Annotated in this window: 13 protein-coding genes; 4 read left to right on the forward strand and 9 right to left on the reverse strand. The window is 51.6% G+C overall.

What is annotated here, in order from left to right; genetic code table 11:
• Positions 1–2: 2 nt before the first annotated feature.
• The 5 genes from mreC to EZ315_RS02275 all read right to left on the reverse strand — a co-directional run bounded on the left by mreC (position 3) and on the right by EZ315_RS02275 (position 6,231).
• On the reverse strand, positions 3–857 hold the full coding sequence (mreC, locus tag EZ315_RS02255; protein ID WP_135470245.1) for a rod shape-determining protein MreC: 855 nt from the start codon (positions 855–857) through the stop codon (positions 3–5).
• Positions 858–920: 63 nt separating this feature from the next.
• Positions 921–1,940, reverse strand: coding sequence for a rod shape-determining protein (locus tag EZ315_RS02260; protein WP_135470247.1), 1,020 nt, complete (start codon positions 1,938–1,940; stop codon positions 921–923).
• 54 nt (positions 1,941–1,994) lie between these two features.
• On the reverse strand, positions 1,995–3,539 hold the full coding sequence (gene purH, locus EZ315_RS02265) for a bifunctional phosphoribosylaminoimidazolecarboxamide formyltransferase/IMP cyclohydrolase (RefSeq protein WP_135470248.1): 1,545 nt from the start codon (positions 3,537–3,539) through the stop codon (positions 1,995–1,997).
• A gap of 94 nt (positions 3,540–3,633) precedes the next feature.
• On the reverse strand, positions 3,634–4,512 hold the full coding sequence (locus tag EZ315_RS02270) for a DMT family transporter (protein ID WP_135470250.1): 879 nt from the start codon (positions 4,510–4,512) through the stop codon (positions 3,634–3,636).
• 18 nt (positions 4,513–4,530) lie between these two features.
• Entirely contained in the window at positions 4,531–6,231 is a 1,701-nt protein-coding gene (locus EZ315_RS02275; RefSeq protein WP_135470252.1) for a SulP family inorganic anion transporter, read from the reverse strand.
• A 251-nt stretch (positions 6,232–6,482) separates the two neighbouring features.
• On the opposite strand from EZ315_RS02275, the gene EZ315_RS02280 reads away from it, so the two are divergent.
• Both EZ315_RS02280 and rprY read left to right on the forward strand, forming a co-directional pair.
• Positions 6,483–7,979: a sensor histidine kinase gene (locus tag EZ315_RS02280; RefSeq protein ID WP_135470254.1), complete on the forward strand. Its 1,497-nt coding sequence runs from the start codon at positions 6,483–6,485 to the stop codon at positions 7,977–7,979.
• Positions 7,980–7,985: 6 nt separating this feature from the next.
• Positions 7,986–8,693 (forward strand): response regulator transcription factor RprY, encoded by a 708-nt coding sequence (gene rprY, locus EZ315_RS02285; protein WP_135470256.1) that lies wholly within the window; start codon positions 7,986–7,988, stop codon positions 8,691–8,693.
• 233 nt (positions 8,694–8,926) lie between these two features.
• On the opposite strand, the gene EZ315_RS02290 is transcribed toward rprY, so the two are convergent.
• The 4 genes from EZ315_RS02290 to EZ315_RS02305 all read right to left on the reverse strand — a co-directional run bounded on the left by EZ315_RS02290 (position 8,927) and on the right by EZ315_RS02305 (position 12,194).
• Positions 8,927–9,784 (reverse strand): energy transducer TonB, encoded by an 858-nt coding sequence (locus tag EZ315_RS02290; RefSeq protein WP_135470258.1) that lies wholly within the window; start codon positions 9,782–9,784, stop codon positions 8,927–8,929.
• Between the two features lie 47 nt (positions 9,785–9,831).
• Positions 9,832–10,578, reverse strand: coding sequence for an ExbD/TolR family protein (locus EZ315_RS02295; protein ID WP_135470259.1), 747 nt, complete (start codon positions 10,576–10,578; stop codon positions 9,832–9,834).
• Between the two features lie 7 nt (positions 10,579–10,585).
• The gene (locus EZ315_RS02300) at positions 10,586–11,302 is read right to left on the reverse strand and encodes an ExbD/TolR family protein (RefSeq protein ID WP_135470261.1); all 717 of its coding nucleotides are present in this window, start codon (positions 11,300–11,302) and stop codon (positions 10,586–10,588) included.
• Between the two features lie 73 nt (positions 11,303–11,375).
• Positions 11,376–12,194 carry a MotA/TolQ/ExbB proton channel family protein gene (locus EZ315_RS02305; RefSeq protein ID WP_135470263.1) on the reverse strand — a complete coding sequence of 273 codons (819 nt, stop codon included), beginning with the start codon at positions 12,192–12,194 and terminating at the stop codon, positions 11,376–11,378.
• Between the two features lie 454 nt (positions 12,195–12,648).
• Between EZ315_RS02305 and EZ315_RS02310 the strand changes: the two genes are divergently transcribed.
• Both EZ315_RS02310 and EZ315_RS02315 read left to right on the forward strand, forming a co-directional pair.
• Positions 12,649–13,992, forward strand: a complete 1,344-nt coding sequence (locus tag EZ315_RS02310) for a Na(+)-translocating NADH-quinone reductase subunit A (RefSeq protein WP_135470265.1) — start codon at positions 12,649–12,651, stop codon at positions 13,990–13,992.
• Between the two features lie 26 nt (positions 13,993–14,018).
• Complete coding sequence (locus EZ315_RS02315) at positions 14,019–15,230, forward strand: NADH:ubiquinone reductase (Na(+)-transporting) subunit B (RefSeq protein WP_135470267.1); 1,212 nt, start codon at positions 14,019–14,021, stop codon at positions 15,228–15,230.
• The last annotated feature ends 8 nt before the right edge of the window (positions 15,231–15,238 follow it).

The raw sequence follows: 15,238 nt of genomic DNA on the forward strand, positions 1-15,238 counted from the left end.
TTCTATTTGATATTCTTTATCTCAAGTTCCTTCTCGACTGCCGACAGTTCGTCACGCATGTTGTCGCGTATGACCCGCACTGTGGAGAGGGTGGAGAAATCGGTGAACAGTTTCACACGGAGAGTGTAGAAATTGTCCTCGATGTCGCGTGTGCTTGACAGCACTGTGCCTACAGGCACACCCTCGGGGAACACGGATGAGTATCCACTGGTGACTATTGTGTCGCCCGGGGTAAACTCGGAGTGCTTCGGGAGCTCTTCGAGAAGAGCTTCGCCGGGGTCCTGACCGTCCCATACCAGCGAGCCGACCTGGTCATGCCCTTTCACCTTGCACGACAGACGCAGGTAGGGGTTGAGCACGGATATGAGCCGTGCGGTGTGATCGCCGACCACGTTAACTATGCCTACAATTCCGTTCTGGTCCATCACTCCCATCTCGGGCTCTATGCCGTCGAGCCGTCCTTTCTGAATCGTGATATAGTTGTGCGCACGATTGACGGAGTTGTTGATAACATGGGCTATCACGAAATGGTAGCGTGACAATGCGGAGTCCACACTCATGGTGTCGGCATATGCCTTTTCGCGATAGTTGCGTATCACATCGTTGAGACGGTATATCTCAAGCTCAAGATCGGAGTTGCGACGCTGCAGGTCCTCGTTGATCTCCTTAAGAAAGAAGTACGAGGACACACTGTTGGTGGTACTGTAGAGTCCTGATGCAACCCTGTTGGCTGACGTCAGATACACATGATGCTGGAACGGGTTGCCCGAGAAGAGCAACACGAATCCGGCAATCAGGTATACGAAGAACAGAAACCACGAACTGAACCTTACAAGGAATTTAAGCAGCTCGCTCACTGTGAGGGATTATCCTAAAGAATTAGCAGGAATAAGTAACGGTAGAGGTCAGGCGGCAGCGGGTCACCTGATAAGGAACGAGAATGTCTCGATGTTCTTGAGTGCCACACCTGTGCCCTTAGCCACTGCGAGCAGGGGGTCCTCGGCGATATGGAACTGGATGCCGATCTTGTCGGTGAGACGCTTGTCAAGACCGCGGAGCATCGCGCCGCCGCCGGCAAGGAATATACCGTTCATTACAATGTCGGAGTAGAGTTCAGGCGGGGTCTCGTCAAGAGCCTGGAGGACGGCTGCCTCGATGCGGGATATCGACTTCTCTATGCAATGGGAAATCTCCTGGTAGCTGACAGGCACTTCCATGGGGAGGGCTGTCATCTTGTTAGGACCGTGGACGATGAAGTCCTCCGGCGGATTCTCAAGCTCGGTGAGGGCGGAACCCACGTGGATCTTGATCATCTCGGCTGTGCGCTCGCCCACCTTTACGTTGTGGACGCGGCTCATGTGCTCCATGATGTCGTCGGTGAGGTCGTCGCCTGCCACCTGGATGCTCTTGTTGGAGACGATGCCTCCGAGTGAAATCACGGCAATCTCGGTGGTACCGCCACCTATATCGACAATCATGTTGCCCTGAGGGGCGAGAACGTCGATGCCGATACCGAGCGCGGCTGCCATGGGTTCGTAAATCATGTAGACATCACGTCCGCCGGCGTGCTCGGAGGAGTCGCGGACGGCACGGATCTCAACCTCGGTGGAGCCTGAGGGGATGCCTACAACCATCTTCATTGAAGGAGAGAACCAGTTGTTCTTGGAGCTGGCTTTCTTGATGAGCCCGCGGATCATCATCTCGGCAGCATTGAAGTTGGCTATGACGCCTTTACGCAGAGGGCGTATGGTCTCTATGCCGTCGTTCTCCTTGCCTTGCATGAGCTTGGCCTCGCGCCCTACAGCCATAAGCTTGCCGGTGCGCTTCTCCAGTGCTACAATCGAGGGCTCGTCGATGACGATCTTATCGTTGTGTATGATGATAGTATTGGCAGTACCAAGGTCAATAGCTATCTCTTTGGTGAATGAAAAAAGTCCCATTTAAGTCTGTGTTTAAATGCAGTAAGAGGAAAGTGTTGCGGTGTGTGTTACTAATCAGTGCTTGAAGTGACGGAACCCGGTGATGACCATCGCCATATCGTGCTCGTTGCAGTAGGCTACGCTCTCGTTGTCACGGATGGAGCCTCCGGGATGAATCACTGCCGTGATGCCTGCCTGACCGGCTATCTCCACACAATCAGGGAAGGGGAAGAATGCATCGGACGCCATTACCGCACCGTTGAGGTCGTGGCCGAATGAACGAGCCTTCTCGATAGCCTGCCTGAGAGCGTCGACACGTGAAGTCTGACCGACACCGCTGGCAAGGAGCATACCGCCCTTGGCAAGAACGATGGCGTTGCTCTTGGAGTTCTTGACAATCTTATTGGCAAAGAGGAGGTCGGAGGCCTGCCCGGGTGTCACTGCCTTCTCGGTGACCTGCTGAAGATCCTCAGTGGTCTCCACCTTAAGGTCGCGGTCCTGAACCAACGCGCCGTTGAGACATGAGCGGAACTGGCGTGTGGTGCCGAGGGGTGATTTCTGGACGAGGATTATACGGTTTTTCTTCTGCTTCAGCACCTCAAGGGCCTCGGGTGTGTAGGCAGGAGCTATTATCACTTCAAAGAATATCTTGTTGATCTCCTCAGCAGCTTCGGCATCCACGGTGCCGTTGGTGATGAGGACTCCTCCGAATGCGCTCACGGGGTCACCTGCCAGGGCTTCCTTCCATGCCTCGGCAATGGTGGGACGAGTGGCGAGACCGCAGGCATTGTTGTGCTTGAGCACTGCAAAGGTAGGCTCGGAGAACTCAGAGACAAGTGTGACAGCCGCATCAATGTCAAGGAGATTGTTGTATGATATATCTTTGCCATGAAGCTGCTCAAACATGCCGTCGAAATCGCCATAGAAAGTACCTTTCTGGTGAGGGTTCTCGCCATAGCGCATGGTCTTGGCATCATCGAACGCTATGCGAAGCTCCTTGCACTCGGCTATCGGAGACTCGACGGAAGTGGAAGCGAAGTAGTTGCAGATGTCAGTGTCGTAGCCTGACGAAACGGCGAAAGCCTGTCCGGCAAACCAGCGACGCTCCTCAAGGGATGATTCCGCGCCATTGCGCCTGAGCATTTCAGCGAGGGGGGCATACTGTGCCTTGGATGCCACGATGACAACATCGTTGTAGTTCTTTGCCGCACCGCGGATAAGGGATATGCCGCCTATATCTATCTTCTCGATGATATCAGCCTCGGATGCTCCCGATGCCACGGTCGCGCTGAAGGGATAGAGGTCGACGATCACGAGATCGATCTCGGGGATATCATACTGCGCTATCTGAGCGCGGTCGCCCTCATTGTCGCGGCGGTTAAGGATACCACCGAACACCTTGGGGTGAAGAGTCTTGACGCGTCCGCCAAGAATAGACGGATAGCCGGTAAGGTCCTCGACAGCGGCACATTCGTAGCCCAATCCTTCGATGAAGGAGCGTGTACCTCCGGTAGAAATGAATTTCACTCCATTGCTGTTGAGAAGCGACAAAATTTCTTCGAGCCCGTCCTTATAGAACACTGATACGAGCGCGGTCTTGATGCGTTTATTATCTGACATGAGGGTAGCTATTGGATTTTTCAGAGTGCAAAGGTAGTGAATTTTACTCACTTAATAAAGCCATAGAAGAAGTTTTAAGAAACTTTTTTATCTGTCATTCAAGGCTGCCTACCACAAGGAAGGCCAGGCCGACAAGCAGCATGGAGAGGTCGACAAGCTTGAGGCGGATGTTCTTTTCGTGGAGTGCCACCACTCCGTAGAAGAATGACACGATGACACTCCCACGGCGTATCATAGAGACAACGGCTATCATGGAGCCGTCCAGCGACAGGGAGTAGAAGTAGGCTATATCGGCGACTGTGAGGAACACGGATATGAGCGGGATGGTCCACCGCCATCGCAACGGTGTGGAGACTCCGCTGACTCTCATTATCACGAAGAGTGTCACCCCCATGATGACAAGCTGATAGAGCGAATACCATGCCTGGACCTCAAGAGGCTCGAAGCGAGTGAGAAGGTATTTGTCGTAGAGGGCACTCACTGCGCCGAGTGCGGTGGCACCTATCGCCATCCATACCCATCGGCTGTGCTTCAGGGAGAAACCCTCCCTGCCCCCTACCCTGCTGATGAAGAACAGGGACCAGAAGCCGATGATGACGCCGGTCCACTGCCATGCGTTGAGGCGTTCGCCGAAGATGACAAGCGCGCCGACCAGCACAAGAACAGGACGTGAAGCATTGACGGGACCGGCAATGGTGAGAGGCAGGTGCTTGATGCTGGCATAGCCCAACAGCCAGGAGCCAAGGACTATGCCCGACTTTATGAGTATGTAGCCGTGGCCGGCAAGAGTGTTGCCCAAGCCATAATTGCCGTGGGAAATCCCGATGATGATCACAGGGAGCATGAAAAGCGCGCCGAAGCATGTGTTGAGGAAGAGTACTCCGAGCACGTTGTTGCCGCTGACGGAGAGCTTCTTCATCACATCATAGAACCCAAGGCAAAGTGCCGAGAGCGTGGCAAGAAGAACCCACATATGTCAAGCAAAAGCGGGTTATGCCAGTGATGCCTGAGCATCCTCAGCGGGGGCGAGACGATTTGCCATCACGACCGCTTTGGTGATGTGGTCGCATATGTGGTCCTCACCGAGGAGCCTGTCGATACCGGCATTGACAAGAGCCTCACGCACATTGTCCTTGACCCCCGACAATACCACATGGATGCCAGCCTCCTGGGAGGACTTTATAAGAATCTCAAGGTTGTGGATGCCTGTTGAGTCGATGAACGGGACTTTGCGCATACGGATTATGCGCACGGAGGGCTTGCGTCCGAGGGTGGAGCGCATCATCTCGTCGAACTTTGTGGCGACACCGAAGAAGAAAGGACCGTCAATCTCATAGATCTCTACTCCGGGGTTGACGTTGAGCACCTCATGGACTGTGGACTCCGACCCTTCGGCTATATCGAGCTTCTGGGAGTACACCTTGATCTCAATGTTATCCATCACACGACGGAGGAACAGGATTATGGCAAGGAGCAGCCCCATCTCTATAGCGATGGTGAGGTCGAATATCACTGTGAGAAGGAAGGTGACGGCAAGAACGGATATGTCGCTCTTGGGGCTGTGGAACAACGCGCGTATGGTGCGCCATCCGCTCATGTTGTAGGCTACAACTATGAGCACCGCTGCGAGGCAGGACATGGGCACAAGGTTGATGAGCGGCATGAGGAAGAGGAATATGAGGAAGAGGACGACCGCGTGCACGATGCCGGCGACAGGTGTGCGTCCGCCGTTTGTGATATTGGTCATGGTGCGTGCGATGGCTCCGGTGACAGGGATGCCGCCGAAGAACGGGACGACGATATTTGCCATGCCCTGCCCGATAAGCTCGGTGTTGGAATCGGTGCGTGATCCGGTGACACCGTCGGCGACAGTAGCCGACAGGAGGCTCTCTATAGCTCCTAGGATGGCTATCGTGAACGCCGAGGGGAGGAGACGGTTGATGGTCGCCATGTTGAGCTCGAAACCGTGAGGCTGCGGGATATCTGTGGCAAGCTCACCGAAGCGGTCGCCGATAGTCTCGACATGGATGCCAGGGATGAGGAACACCACAGCGGTGACGATGATGATAGCGAGCAGGGCTCCGGGCAGGCGGCGCGACAGCTTAGGGGTGATGACTATTATCAGCAATGACACCACTCCCACGATGAGCGTGGCAGGATCGACCGATCCGAAACTGGAGATATACATCCCCCACTTAGGGATGAACTCACTCGGGACATTCCTGAGACCAAGCCCGAAGAAGTCGTTGATCTGAGTGGAGAATATGGTGAGAGCTATACCGGCTGTGAAGCCGACTACTATCGGATAAGGGATGAACTTGATGACTGTGCCGAGACGGAACATGCCGAGGGCAACAAGGATCAGACCAGCCATGAACGTAGCCACGGCGAGGCCTTCGAGACCGAAGTTGGCAATGATGTTGTAGACAATCACAATAAACGCGCCTGTGGGCCCGCCTATCTGCACGGAGCAGCCACCGGCCGCCGACACTATGAAGCCACCAATTATGGCTGTGATCAGACCGACAGTGGGGTTGACACCACTTGCTATGCCGAAGGCGATCGCCAAAGGGAGAGCGACAATGCCGACAACGATTCCAGCTATAAGGTCGGCCTTAAATTTGTCAAAAGAATATTGACTCAAGGCTGAAAACAATTTAGGCCTAAAGTCCAACGGTCCTGTTAAATTCATGTTTGATTAATAAACTTTCTTACTCTTTTCTATTGCGGCTGCAAAATTACATAAAAAACCTTAACCCGACACAAATTTATACTGTATAATTTTGTCGTTTTCACATTTATATGTTAATTTTGGAGCTAATTGTTAAATTGGAAATTGTGTGATCTGTTAAATTTTTGCAACAATTACACGTTACGATTGTTAATATAATAAGAATTCACTTTCCTGTACACACTGAGGGATATATACTCTACAACAGACATATGAAAAAATCTACAATCTGGTTCCTTACCATAATTATGGCACTCACGTTGTCAGGGTTGCTTTATGTACAGATAATGTACATGAACAACATGAAGAAGATGCGTGACGACCAATTCGCCGAAGGGGTGAAGAGGTCGCTCTATGCCGTAAGCACAAGTCTGGAACAGAATGAGGCAAAATATTTCCTGGAGGAAGATATGTCGTCGTTGCAGTCGGACCTGTATCCCCGCGTGAACCCGGACGGGTCGGTGGGCATCAACAACACGTTCACAACGCCAGAGGGCATCAACTATGACCTGTCGCTGAAGATGAAGGTGGACAGGCGCACGGTGTCGCCGTCGATGCGCGAGCTCATGAGGGGGAAGTATCTCTATCAGAAAGGGCTGCTTGACGAGGTGATACTCTCGATACTCAACCAGTCGAGCAACCGTCCGATCACAGAGCGAGCCGACTCGGCGGAGGTGGCAAGGTATCTGCGTTCGGAGCTTGACAACAACGGGCTGTCGCTGCCGTTTGAGTTTGCGGTGGTGAACCGCATCGGGGCATTCGTGTACAAGTCGGCCGGCTTCAGCCCTTCGGTGAAGGACCAGTCGAGCATGTTTGTACAGACCCTCTTCCCTAATGACCCCAAGAACAAGATGTATTACCTCAAGGTGTATTTCCCTACCAGAAGTGACTATATCTTCGACTCCATAAGGTTCATGATACCGTCGTTCATATTCTCGTTCATCCTGCTTGTGACGTTTGTGTGCACCATAATACTTGCGTTCAGGCAGAAGAAGCTCACAGAGATGAAGAACGATTTTATCAACAATATGACCCACGAGTTCAAGACCCCTATCTCGACCATATCACTTGCCGCACAGATGCTCAACGACAATGCGGTGCTTAAATCGCCCGCCATGCTCGGGCATATATCGACGGTGATAAATGATGAGACCAAGCGACTGAGGTTTCAGGTGGAGAAGGTGTTGCAGATGTCGATGTTTGACCGCCAGAAAGCCACTCTGCGCCTACAGAATGTGGACGCCAACCAGATCATAGCCGGCATAACGTCGACTTTCAAGCTCAAGGTGGAGAAATACGGCGGACATATAGAGACATTCCTTGGAGCCAAGGAGTCGACCGTGAATGTCGATGAGATGCATTTCACCAATGTGATATTCAATCTGCTTGACAATGCGGTGAAGTATCGCCGGGAGGATGTGCCGCTGGAACTGAAAGTGTCGACAAGGAACGTGAAGGCTCACGGAGAGGAGCGTTTCCAGGTAAGCATTCACGACAACGGCATAGGGATGCGGCGAGAGGATCTAAAGAAGATATTCGAAAAATTCTACCGTGTCTCCACCGGCAACCGCCACGATGTGAAGGGTTTCGGGCTCGGGCTCGCTTATGTGAAGAAGATGGTGAGCGAACTCGGGGGCGAAATAAGCGTGGAGAGCGAAATCAATGTAGGAACAAAATTTATAATAACTCTACCAATAACTCTAAATTAAGAAATTATGGAAGATCGTTTGCGCATACTACTATGTGAGGATGACGAGAACCTCGGAATGCTTCTCAGGGAATACCTGCAGGCCAAGGGGCTCAACGCCGATCTCTTTCCCGATGGCGAAAGTGGATACAAGGCTTTCCTAAAGGGCAAGTACGACCTGTGTGTGCTTGACGTGATGATGCCCAAGAAGGACGGATTCGCGCTCGCACAGGAGATACGCACTGTCAATTCCGAAGTCCCCATCATCTTCCTCACCGCCAAGTCACTCAAAGAGGATATCCTTGAGGGCTTCAAGATCGGTGCGGATGACTATATCACCAAGCCATTCTCTATGGAGGAACTCGTGTTCCGCATCGAGGCAATCCTGCGCCGCGTCAAGGGCAAGAAGGGCAAGGAGATCACTATGTACAAGATAGGCAAGTTCACGTTTGACACTCAGAAGCAGGTGCTTCTGATCGATGACAAGGTGACCAAGCTTACCACCAAGGAGTCGGAGCTCCTGAGCCTGCTCTGTGCACATGTCAATGAAATCCTTGAGAGGAACTTCGCTCTCAAGACCATATGGATTGACGACAATTATTTCAACGCGCGCTCAATGGATGTCTACATCACCAAGCTGCGCAAGCATCTTAAGGATGATCCGTCAATCGAAATCATCAATATCCACGGCAAGGGCTATAAGCTCATCGCACCGGAGGTCGAGGCAGGCAACTGATCCAGCCACAGGACTTTCTCTAAGGTCAAAAGATTGATATCAATATACACGACAGAAACAGCGTCGGAGGCGTGATGCCTCCGACGCTGTTTCTGTCGTGTATATGACGGTGCCACATCACACCATAGCACTGAGTGCGACAGTCAAATACGACTATATGTGCAGACAAAGCAAATACCCTGTAGGGGATAAAGCCTACAGGGTATTCGCTTTGTGTTATTCAGAGTCAGGGATCAGATGCCCTGGAGCTTGAACTGGATCGGGAGTGTGTACCACACGTTCACTGCGTGACCGTTCATCTTACCGGGGACGAACTTGGGAAGTGACTTAACCACGCGGACTGCCTCTTTGTCGAGGTCGGGGTCCTTGCCGCGGACAACTTTTACTTCACCAACAGCACCGGTCTTTGTAACGACGAACTGTACGACCACGCGGCCCTGGATATTGTTTTCCTGAGCCATGGCCGGGTAGCGGATGTGCTCAGCCACGTACTTGAGGAGCGCGGCCTCGCCACCGGGGAACTGGGGTTTCTGCTCAACGACGTCGAATACCTTGTTATCGTCGACAGGTTCGGGCTTCTTCTCCTCTACGATTACCTCATTCTTGTGCTCACGAACCACGTTAAGGTCGTCAGTACCCTTGTCAAAGTCAGTGGTACCCACGGCTGTATCGGTGTCCTTGAGTTCGTCCTGGCTCTTGATCTCCTCGACAACTTCTTCGTCGCGGACGATAGCGAGCTCAGTGGCTTTCACAGTGTTAAGGATCTCTTCGGGGAGAGCTTCGGGAAGCTGCTCTTCCACGCGCTGCTGTTCGGGTTCTTCCGGCTCGTCGTCCTCAACGTCCTCGGTAGAGTAGTCGATGAGGGCCTGCTCGACCTGGTCCTCGGGGCGTGCGTCATTCTTCTGAAGCACGGTGTTGGCGAGGAGTCCGAGAAGAGCAACGATGAAGAGAACCACAAGGATCACAAGCATTGCGCGGTTGTGACGCTTAGCGGAAGCCTTTCGGAGGGTGTATGCTCCGAAGTTCTTGTTCTTGCCTTCAAATATAAGGTCAATCCATTCTGATGATGAAAGATCTACATCTTTTGCCATATTTCGTAAGAGATTTTTCGGGTTAATATATATCTATCATCAACATATTACTTCGGGTTCTTCTTGAGATAGTCAAGAATGAGAGTAGAGTCGGTCTGATTGATGTTGTCGATCTGATAACGTGAAATCTGGTTGATCTGCATCTCATCAAGAGTCGAAATCAAGCTTTCCCAAGAAGCTTCAGGAGCCGCCTTGATAATTACTACAGGACGGGTGAGAGTGGAGTCGTTACGGATCTCGCGAGCGCGAGCCTGGTAGATGGAGTCGTTGGCAGCAGAATTGTTGGGTGCGAACTCTTTTTTGCGCCAGCGAGCTTTCTCGACTTCAATCTTGTCAAGAACGAGACGGTTACGGTCGTGAAGGATCTTACGGATACCTTTCTGTACGCTGCCGTCGTTACCAATGAATTTTTCAGCCTTAAGCTTATTGTTGTCAATAAGACCGTCGCCGTCGGCATCGGCTATTTCGGGCATACCTTCATAGTAATAAACGGTGTTCATGGGGCGTCCGGTGTCATCTTTCTTGACTGATCCGTCGGCATTACGATCTGTCGCAAGGATTAGTGTGATAGCCTCTGATTCCTTAGCTTTGTTCATCTCCTGCTGCTCAACTTTCTCATTCGAGGGGAGTGAGATGGTGAGAGTCTGAGACTTGATCATTGTGGTACAAAGCATGAAGAATGTGATCAGAAGCATATTCATATCCACCATGGGTGTGAAGTCCACATGGATCGACATTTTCTTCTGGGCACCTTTTTTCTTTTTGCCCTTGTCTGATTGTTCGATTTGTGCCATGGTGTGATTAATCTTGCTCTGTTTTAAGTGCTGTCATGATGCTGAAGCGGTTCATCTTAAGAGTCTGGAGGTTGTCAAGGACATCCTGAACTACATCGTAGGGGGTGTCTTTGTCAGCCTTCACAGCGATACCTTCGCCTTTCTTCATGGCTTTCTGAAGGTTGTCGTTGCCAGAGTTGTAGATGGCGCGCATCCAGATTTGGAACTCATTGAGGTGCTCCATGTCCTTGTTGTCATTCACCGGGATACCTACCCCTTTCTGGGTCATATCGGAGATGAACTTGTCCTGCTCGGTCTGAGACATTGCGAGGAATTGGTGAAGGACTTGGAAGGGTACTCCAAACATGTTTATTTTGGAGAATGCTTCACGATCCTGTGCTGATAGCTGCACCTGATTGCTTGGGTGCTGCTTGTTGTAAAGCGTTACTGCTTCATCGAGGATGGTCTTGCGAAGAGCCTCGGTTCCCCATGTGTCCTTGAGTTCGGCATCAGCGTCACCGGCAATGGAGATAAAGACTTTTCCTTCGGGGCTAACGAGTACCGATGCCAGGTTGGCGGTGGGCACTTTCTGCTCCGATACAGATGAAGGCGTCAACACTGTGACGGGCTCCTTCTGAAGGAAGGTCGATGTCAACATGAAGAAAGTAAGCAAGAGCACAGTCACGTCACTCATCGCGGTCATGTCGATGAGGGTGCTTTTTCTCTTAATTTTTACTTTTCCCATATTACGTTATCGGTTGAAGAGTTGTTTTTTGAAAAAGATTGTTGTTTTATCTTCTTGATAAAGTAATGTGGAATTAGTGAGAAGCGGCAAATGTCTGCACGATTGAGAAACCGATCTCGTCGATAGCGTAGGTCAGGTTGTCAATCTTGTTGGTGTAGAAGTTGTAGGAGATAACAGCGAAAGCACCAGTTGCGATACCGAATGCGGTATTGATAAGTGCCTCAGAGATACCGGTAGAAAGTTCGGTAGAGTCAGGAGCACCAGATGCAGCAAGAGCCTGGAATGACTTGATCATACCGATCACAGTACCGAGAAGACCTACGAGAGTACCGAGAGTGGTGAGTGTAGCGACGATGGGAAGGTTCTGCTGGAGGGCGGGCATCTCAAGTGCGGTAGCTTCCTCAACAGTCTTCTGAAGATTAGCGATCTTCTGCTCCTTTGAGAGGACGGTGTTCTTGTCCATGTCCTCGTAAGAGTTGAGAGCGGCAGCGACGATAGCTGCAACAGAACCCTGCTGCTTAGCGCAGAGAGCCTTTGCACCCTGGATGTCGTTAGACACGAGGCACTTCTTAACGCCAGCGACGAACTTCTCGATAGAGCCTTTACCCTTAGCAGAAGAGAGGGCGATCCAACGCTCTACAGAAAGAACGATAACTGTGAGGAAGAGGGTCTGAAGAATAGGCACGATGAAACCACCCTTGTAGATAGTTCCCCAAAGGTCGATGGGGTGACCTTCCTCGAAGTGAGATTCGTGACCGAACCAGAAAACGAAGAGCAACACAGCTACTACGAAACAAGCGAGGATCACAAGGAACGCATTCTTGATACCGGCAACATTGCTGCCTTCTTTTTTTGCAGCCGGCTTGGCTACGGTGGGCTTTTGAGCTTCCATAATTTGAATTAACTGTTTTGTTTTGGTTTATTAGTTTATGTATTAGTTTTGATGATTTCTCGATCTTACCGGCGCACCGACCAACAGTGTCTATACACAATCAGCATGCCTTGACATCAGGCATTCCGGTTGTTGTATCTGAGATGTGAGGGCGGGTGGCAATTCGATTTAAAGGATTAAAAGAATAGATTTATTTGCGATATGTGCCCTCTCCGTCACAGGTGGACAAGGCATAAACGGTATGCAAATTTAAAATGAAATTTCGGTGTTTGCAAACGTTTTATCTCTTTTTTTATACCCATATCTCTAAAATTCATAAATTAATGCAACAATATAGCGAATTTGACACTATTTCACCATTTTTAGTCCATTCGATTTAAAGTTATTTAAAATATATTCACTAACTTTGCCACTTCTATAATGTACAGGTAAAATACATATCTACACAAGAATAATGATAAAAACCATCAATCTCAAAAAGGGGCTCAATATGCGCCTTGCAGGTCAGCTCTCCGACACCAGTGTCGCCGCCGACATCAGGCCTGCCAGGATAGCCATATCCCCTGACGATTATCCCGGATTCCTTCCGAAGCCCGAGGTAAAGGAAGGGGACACTGTGAGCCAGGGGGCTCCGCTCATGCATGACAAGAATGATCCGGATGTGAAACTCGTATCCCCTATCAGCGGCACTGTAGAGAGCATAGTCAGAGGGGCTCGCAGAAAGATTGAACGCATAGTGGTGATGCCGTCCGACGAGTGCCTGGCCGCGTCAGCAATCGATACCGCCTCAGTCAAAACAGAGGCTGATGTGCGCAGAGCCCTGAAGAAGTCGGGACTCTGGTCTATGATGCGCCGCCGCCCCTACGATATAGTGCCAACGGACGGCGACCGTCCGCGCGACATATTCGTCACCGCCATGGACACTGCGCCTCTCGCCCTCGATCCATGCCACACAATAGCCGGCAAGGAGGCTGAGATAGCCAAGGGAGTGGAGACCCTGAAAAGGCTTACCGACGGCACCGTATATATAAGTATAGCGCAAGGGTGCAATTTCCCTGACATAAAGGGTGCGGAGATCGTTAAGTTCAACAGGCTTCATCCCGCAGGGAACCCCGGAGTGCAGATAGCCAATATAGCTCCTCTCAGCAAGGGGGAGACTGTGTGGACTCTCGACATAGCGACACTCGCCAACATCGGGCACCTGATGCTCACAGGGAAGGTCGACTTCACAGTGACTGTGGCTATCACAGGAAGCGAGGTGGAGAATCCAAGAGCCGTCACCACAGTGCCCGGCGCGCCTATCTCCCAACTGATTGACGGCAACATCAGAAATGACAGCCGTCATCACCGCATAATCTCGGGCAATGTGCTCACAGGAGTCCCTGTAGGCGGTGACGGATACCTACGTTACCCTTACCGTCAGGTGACTGTCATACCTGAGGGGGATGATGCAGACGAGTTCATGGGATGGGCATCGCTAAGCCCAAGGAAAATGAGCGAGAGCCGTTCGTTCTTAGGCAAGCTGCTGGGCGGAAGATTCTCTCCCGACGCCCGCCTCAACGGCGGCAGGCGTGCCATGATAATGTCAGGCATATATGACGACTACATACCTATGGATATCGTGCCTGAATATCTCATCAAAGCCATTATAGCCAAGGATATAGACCGCATGGAAGCTCTCGGCATCTATGAGGTGGCCCCCGAGGATTTCGCACTTGCCGAATATGCCGATCCTTCGAAGCTTGAACTGCAACGCATAGTGCGCGAGGGGCTTGACTATATGCGCAGCGAAGCCTAAACAAATCACACGCAGAACAGAAGAAAATGAAAGCTTTAAGAAATTATCTGAACCGCATAAAGCCCAACTTTGAGCCCGGAGGCAAGCTCCACAGCTTCCAAAGTGTCTTTGACGGGTTTGAGACGTTCCTCTATACCCCCAACACGACATCGACCTCGGGCGTAAACATACATGACAGCCTCGACTCCAAGCGCATAATGATCATAGTGGTGCTCGCGCTTATGCCATGCCTGCTATTCGGCATGTACAATACAGGATATCAGAACTGGCTTGCAGCAGGTGCCACGGAGTTCCCCTTCTGGCAACTCATGATGTATGGTTTCCTCGCAGTGCTCCCGCGCATAGTTGTAGCCTACGTGGTGGGCCTCGGCATAGAATTCGCCGTAGCCCAGTGGAGGCGGGAAGAGATCCAGGAAGGGTTTCTTGTCACAGGCATCCTGATACCGCTCATATGTCCCGTAGAGACACCTCTGTGGATGCTCGCTGTAGCGACGGCATTCTCGGTGATATTCGTCAAAGAGGTGTTTGGCGGCACAGGCTACAATGTGTTCAATGTGGCACTTGTGACGCGAGCGTTCCTATTCTTTGCCTATCCGGCACAGATGAGCGGCGACAAGGTGTTTGTCAGCTCCGGTTCGATACTCGGACTGGGCTACGACCTGCCCGACGGATTCACCGGTGCTACTCCGCTCGGACAGATAGCCTCATTCGCAGGCGACAAGCTCGAACTGCTCAATCTCCGCGGCGATGTGATCTCGACATGGGACGCATTCATAGGGCTTATCCCGGGCTCGTTCGGAGAGACCTCGACCCTGTGCATCCTCATCGGCGCGGCGATACTTCTCGCCACAGGCATAGCATCATGGCGAATCATGCTGAGTGTGGTTGCCGGAGGACTGCTCATGGGATGGATAGCCAATGTGTTCGAGACCTCGACATATCCGGCGTCGTTCCTGTCACCACTTGACCAGCTTCTATACGGAGGCTTCGCCTTTGCCGCAGTGTTCATGGCAACAGATCCTGTCACAGCGGCAAGGACAGGAGCAGGGAAATACATATACGGACTTCTGGTGGGAGTGATGGCTGTGCTCATACGCACATACAACAACGGCTATCCAGAGGGAGCGATGCTCGCAGTGCTCCTTGCCAACGCCCTCGCGCCACTGATAGACCATTGTGTGGTGCAGGCAAATGTGTCACGCCGCATGCGCCGTCTCAAGGAACGCGCCAAAGCTTAGCATCACAC

The sequence above is a fragment of the Duncaniella freteri genome (genome assembly GCF_004766125.1).
GTDB classification, from domain to species: Bacteria; Bacteroidota; Bacteroidia; order Bacteroidales; family Muribaculaceae; genus Duncaniella; species Duncaniella freteri.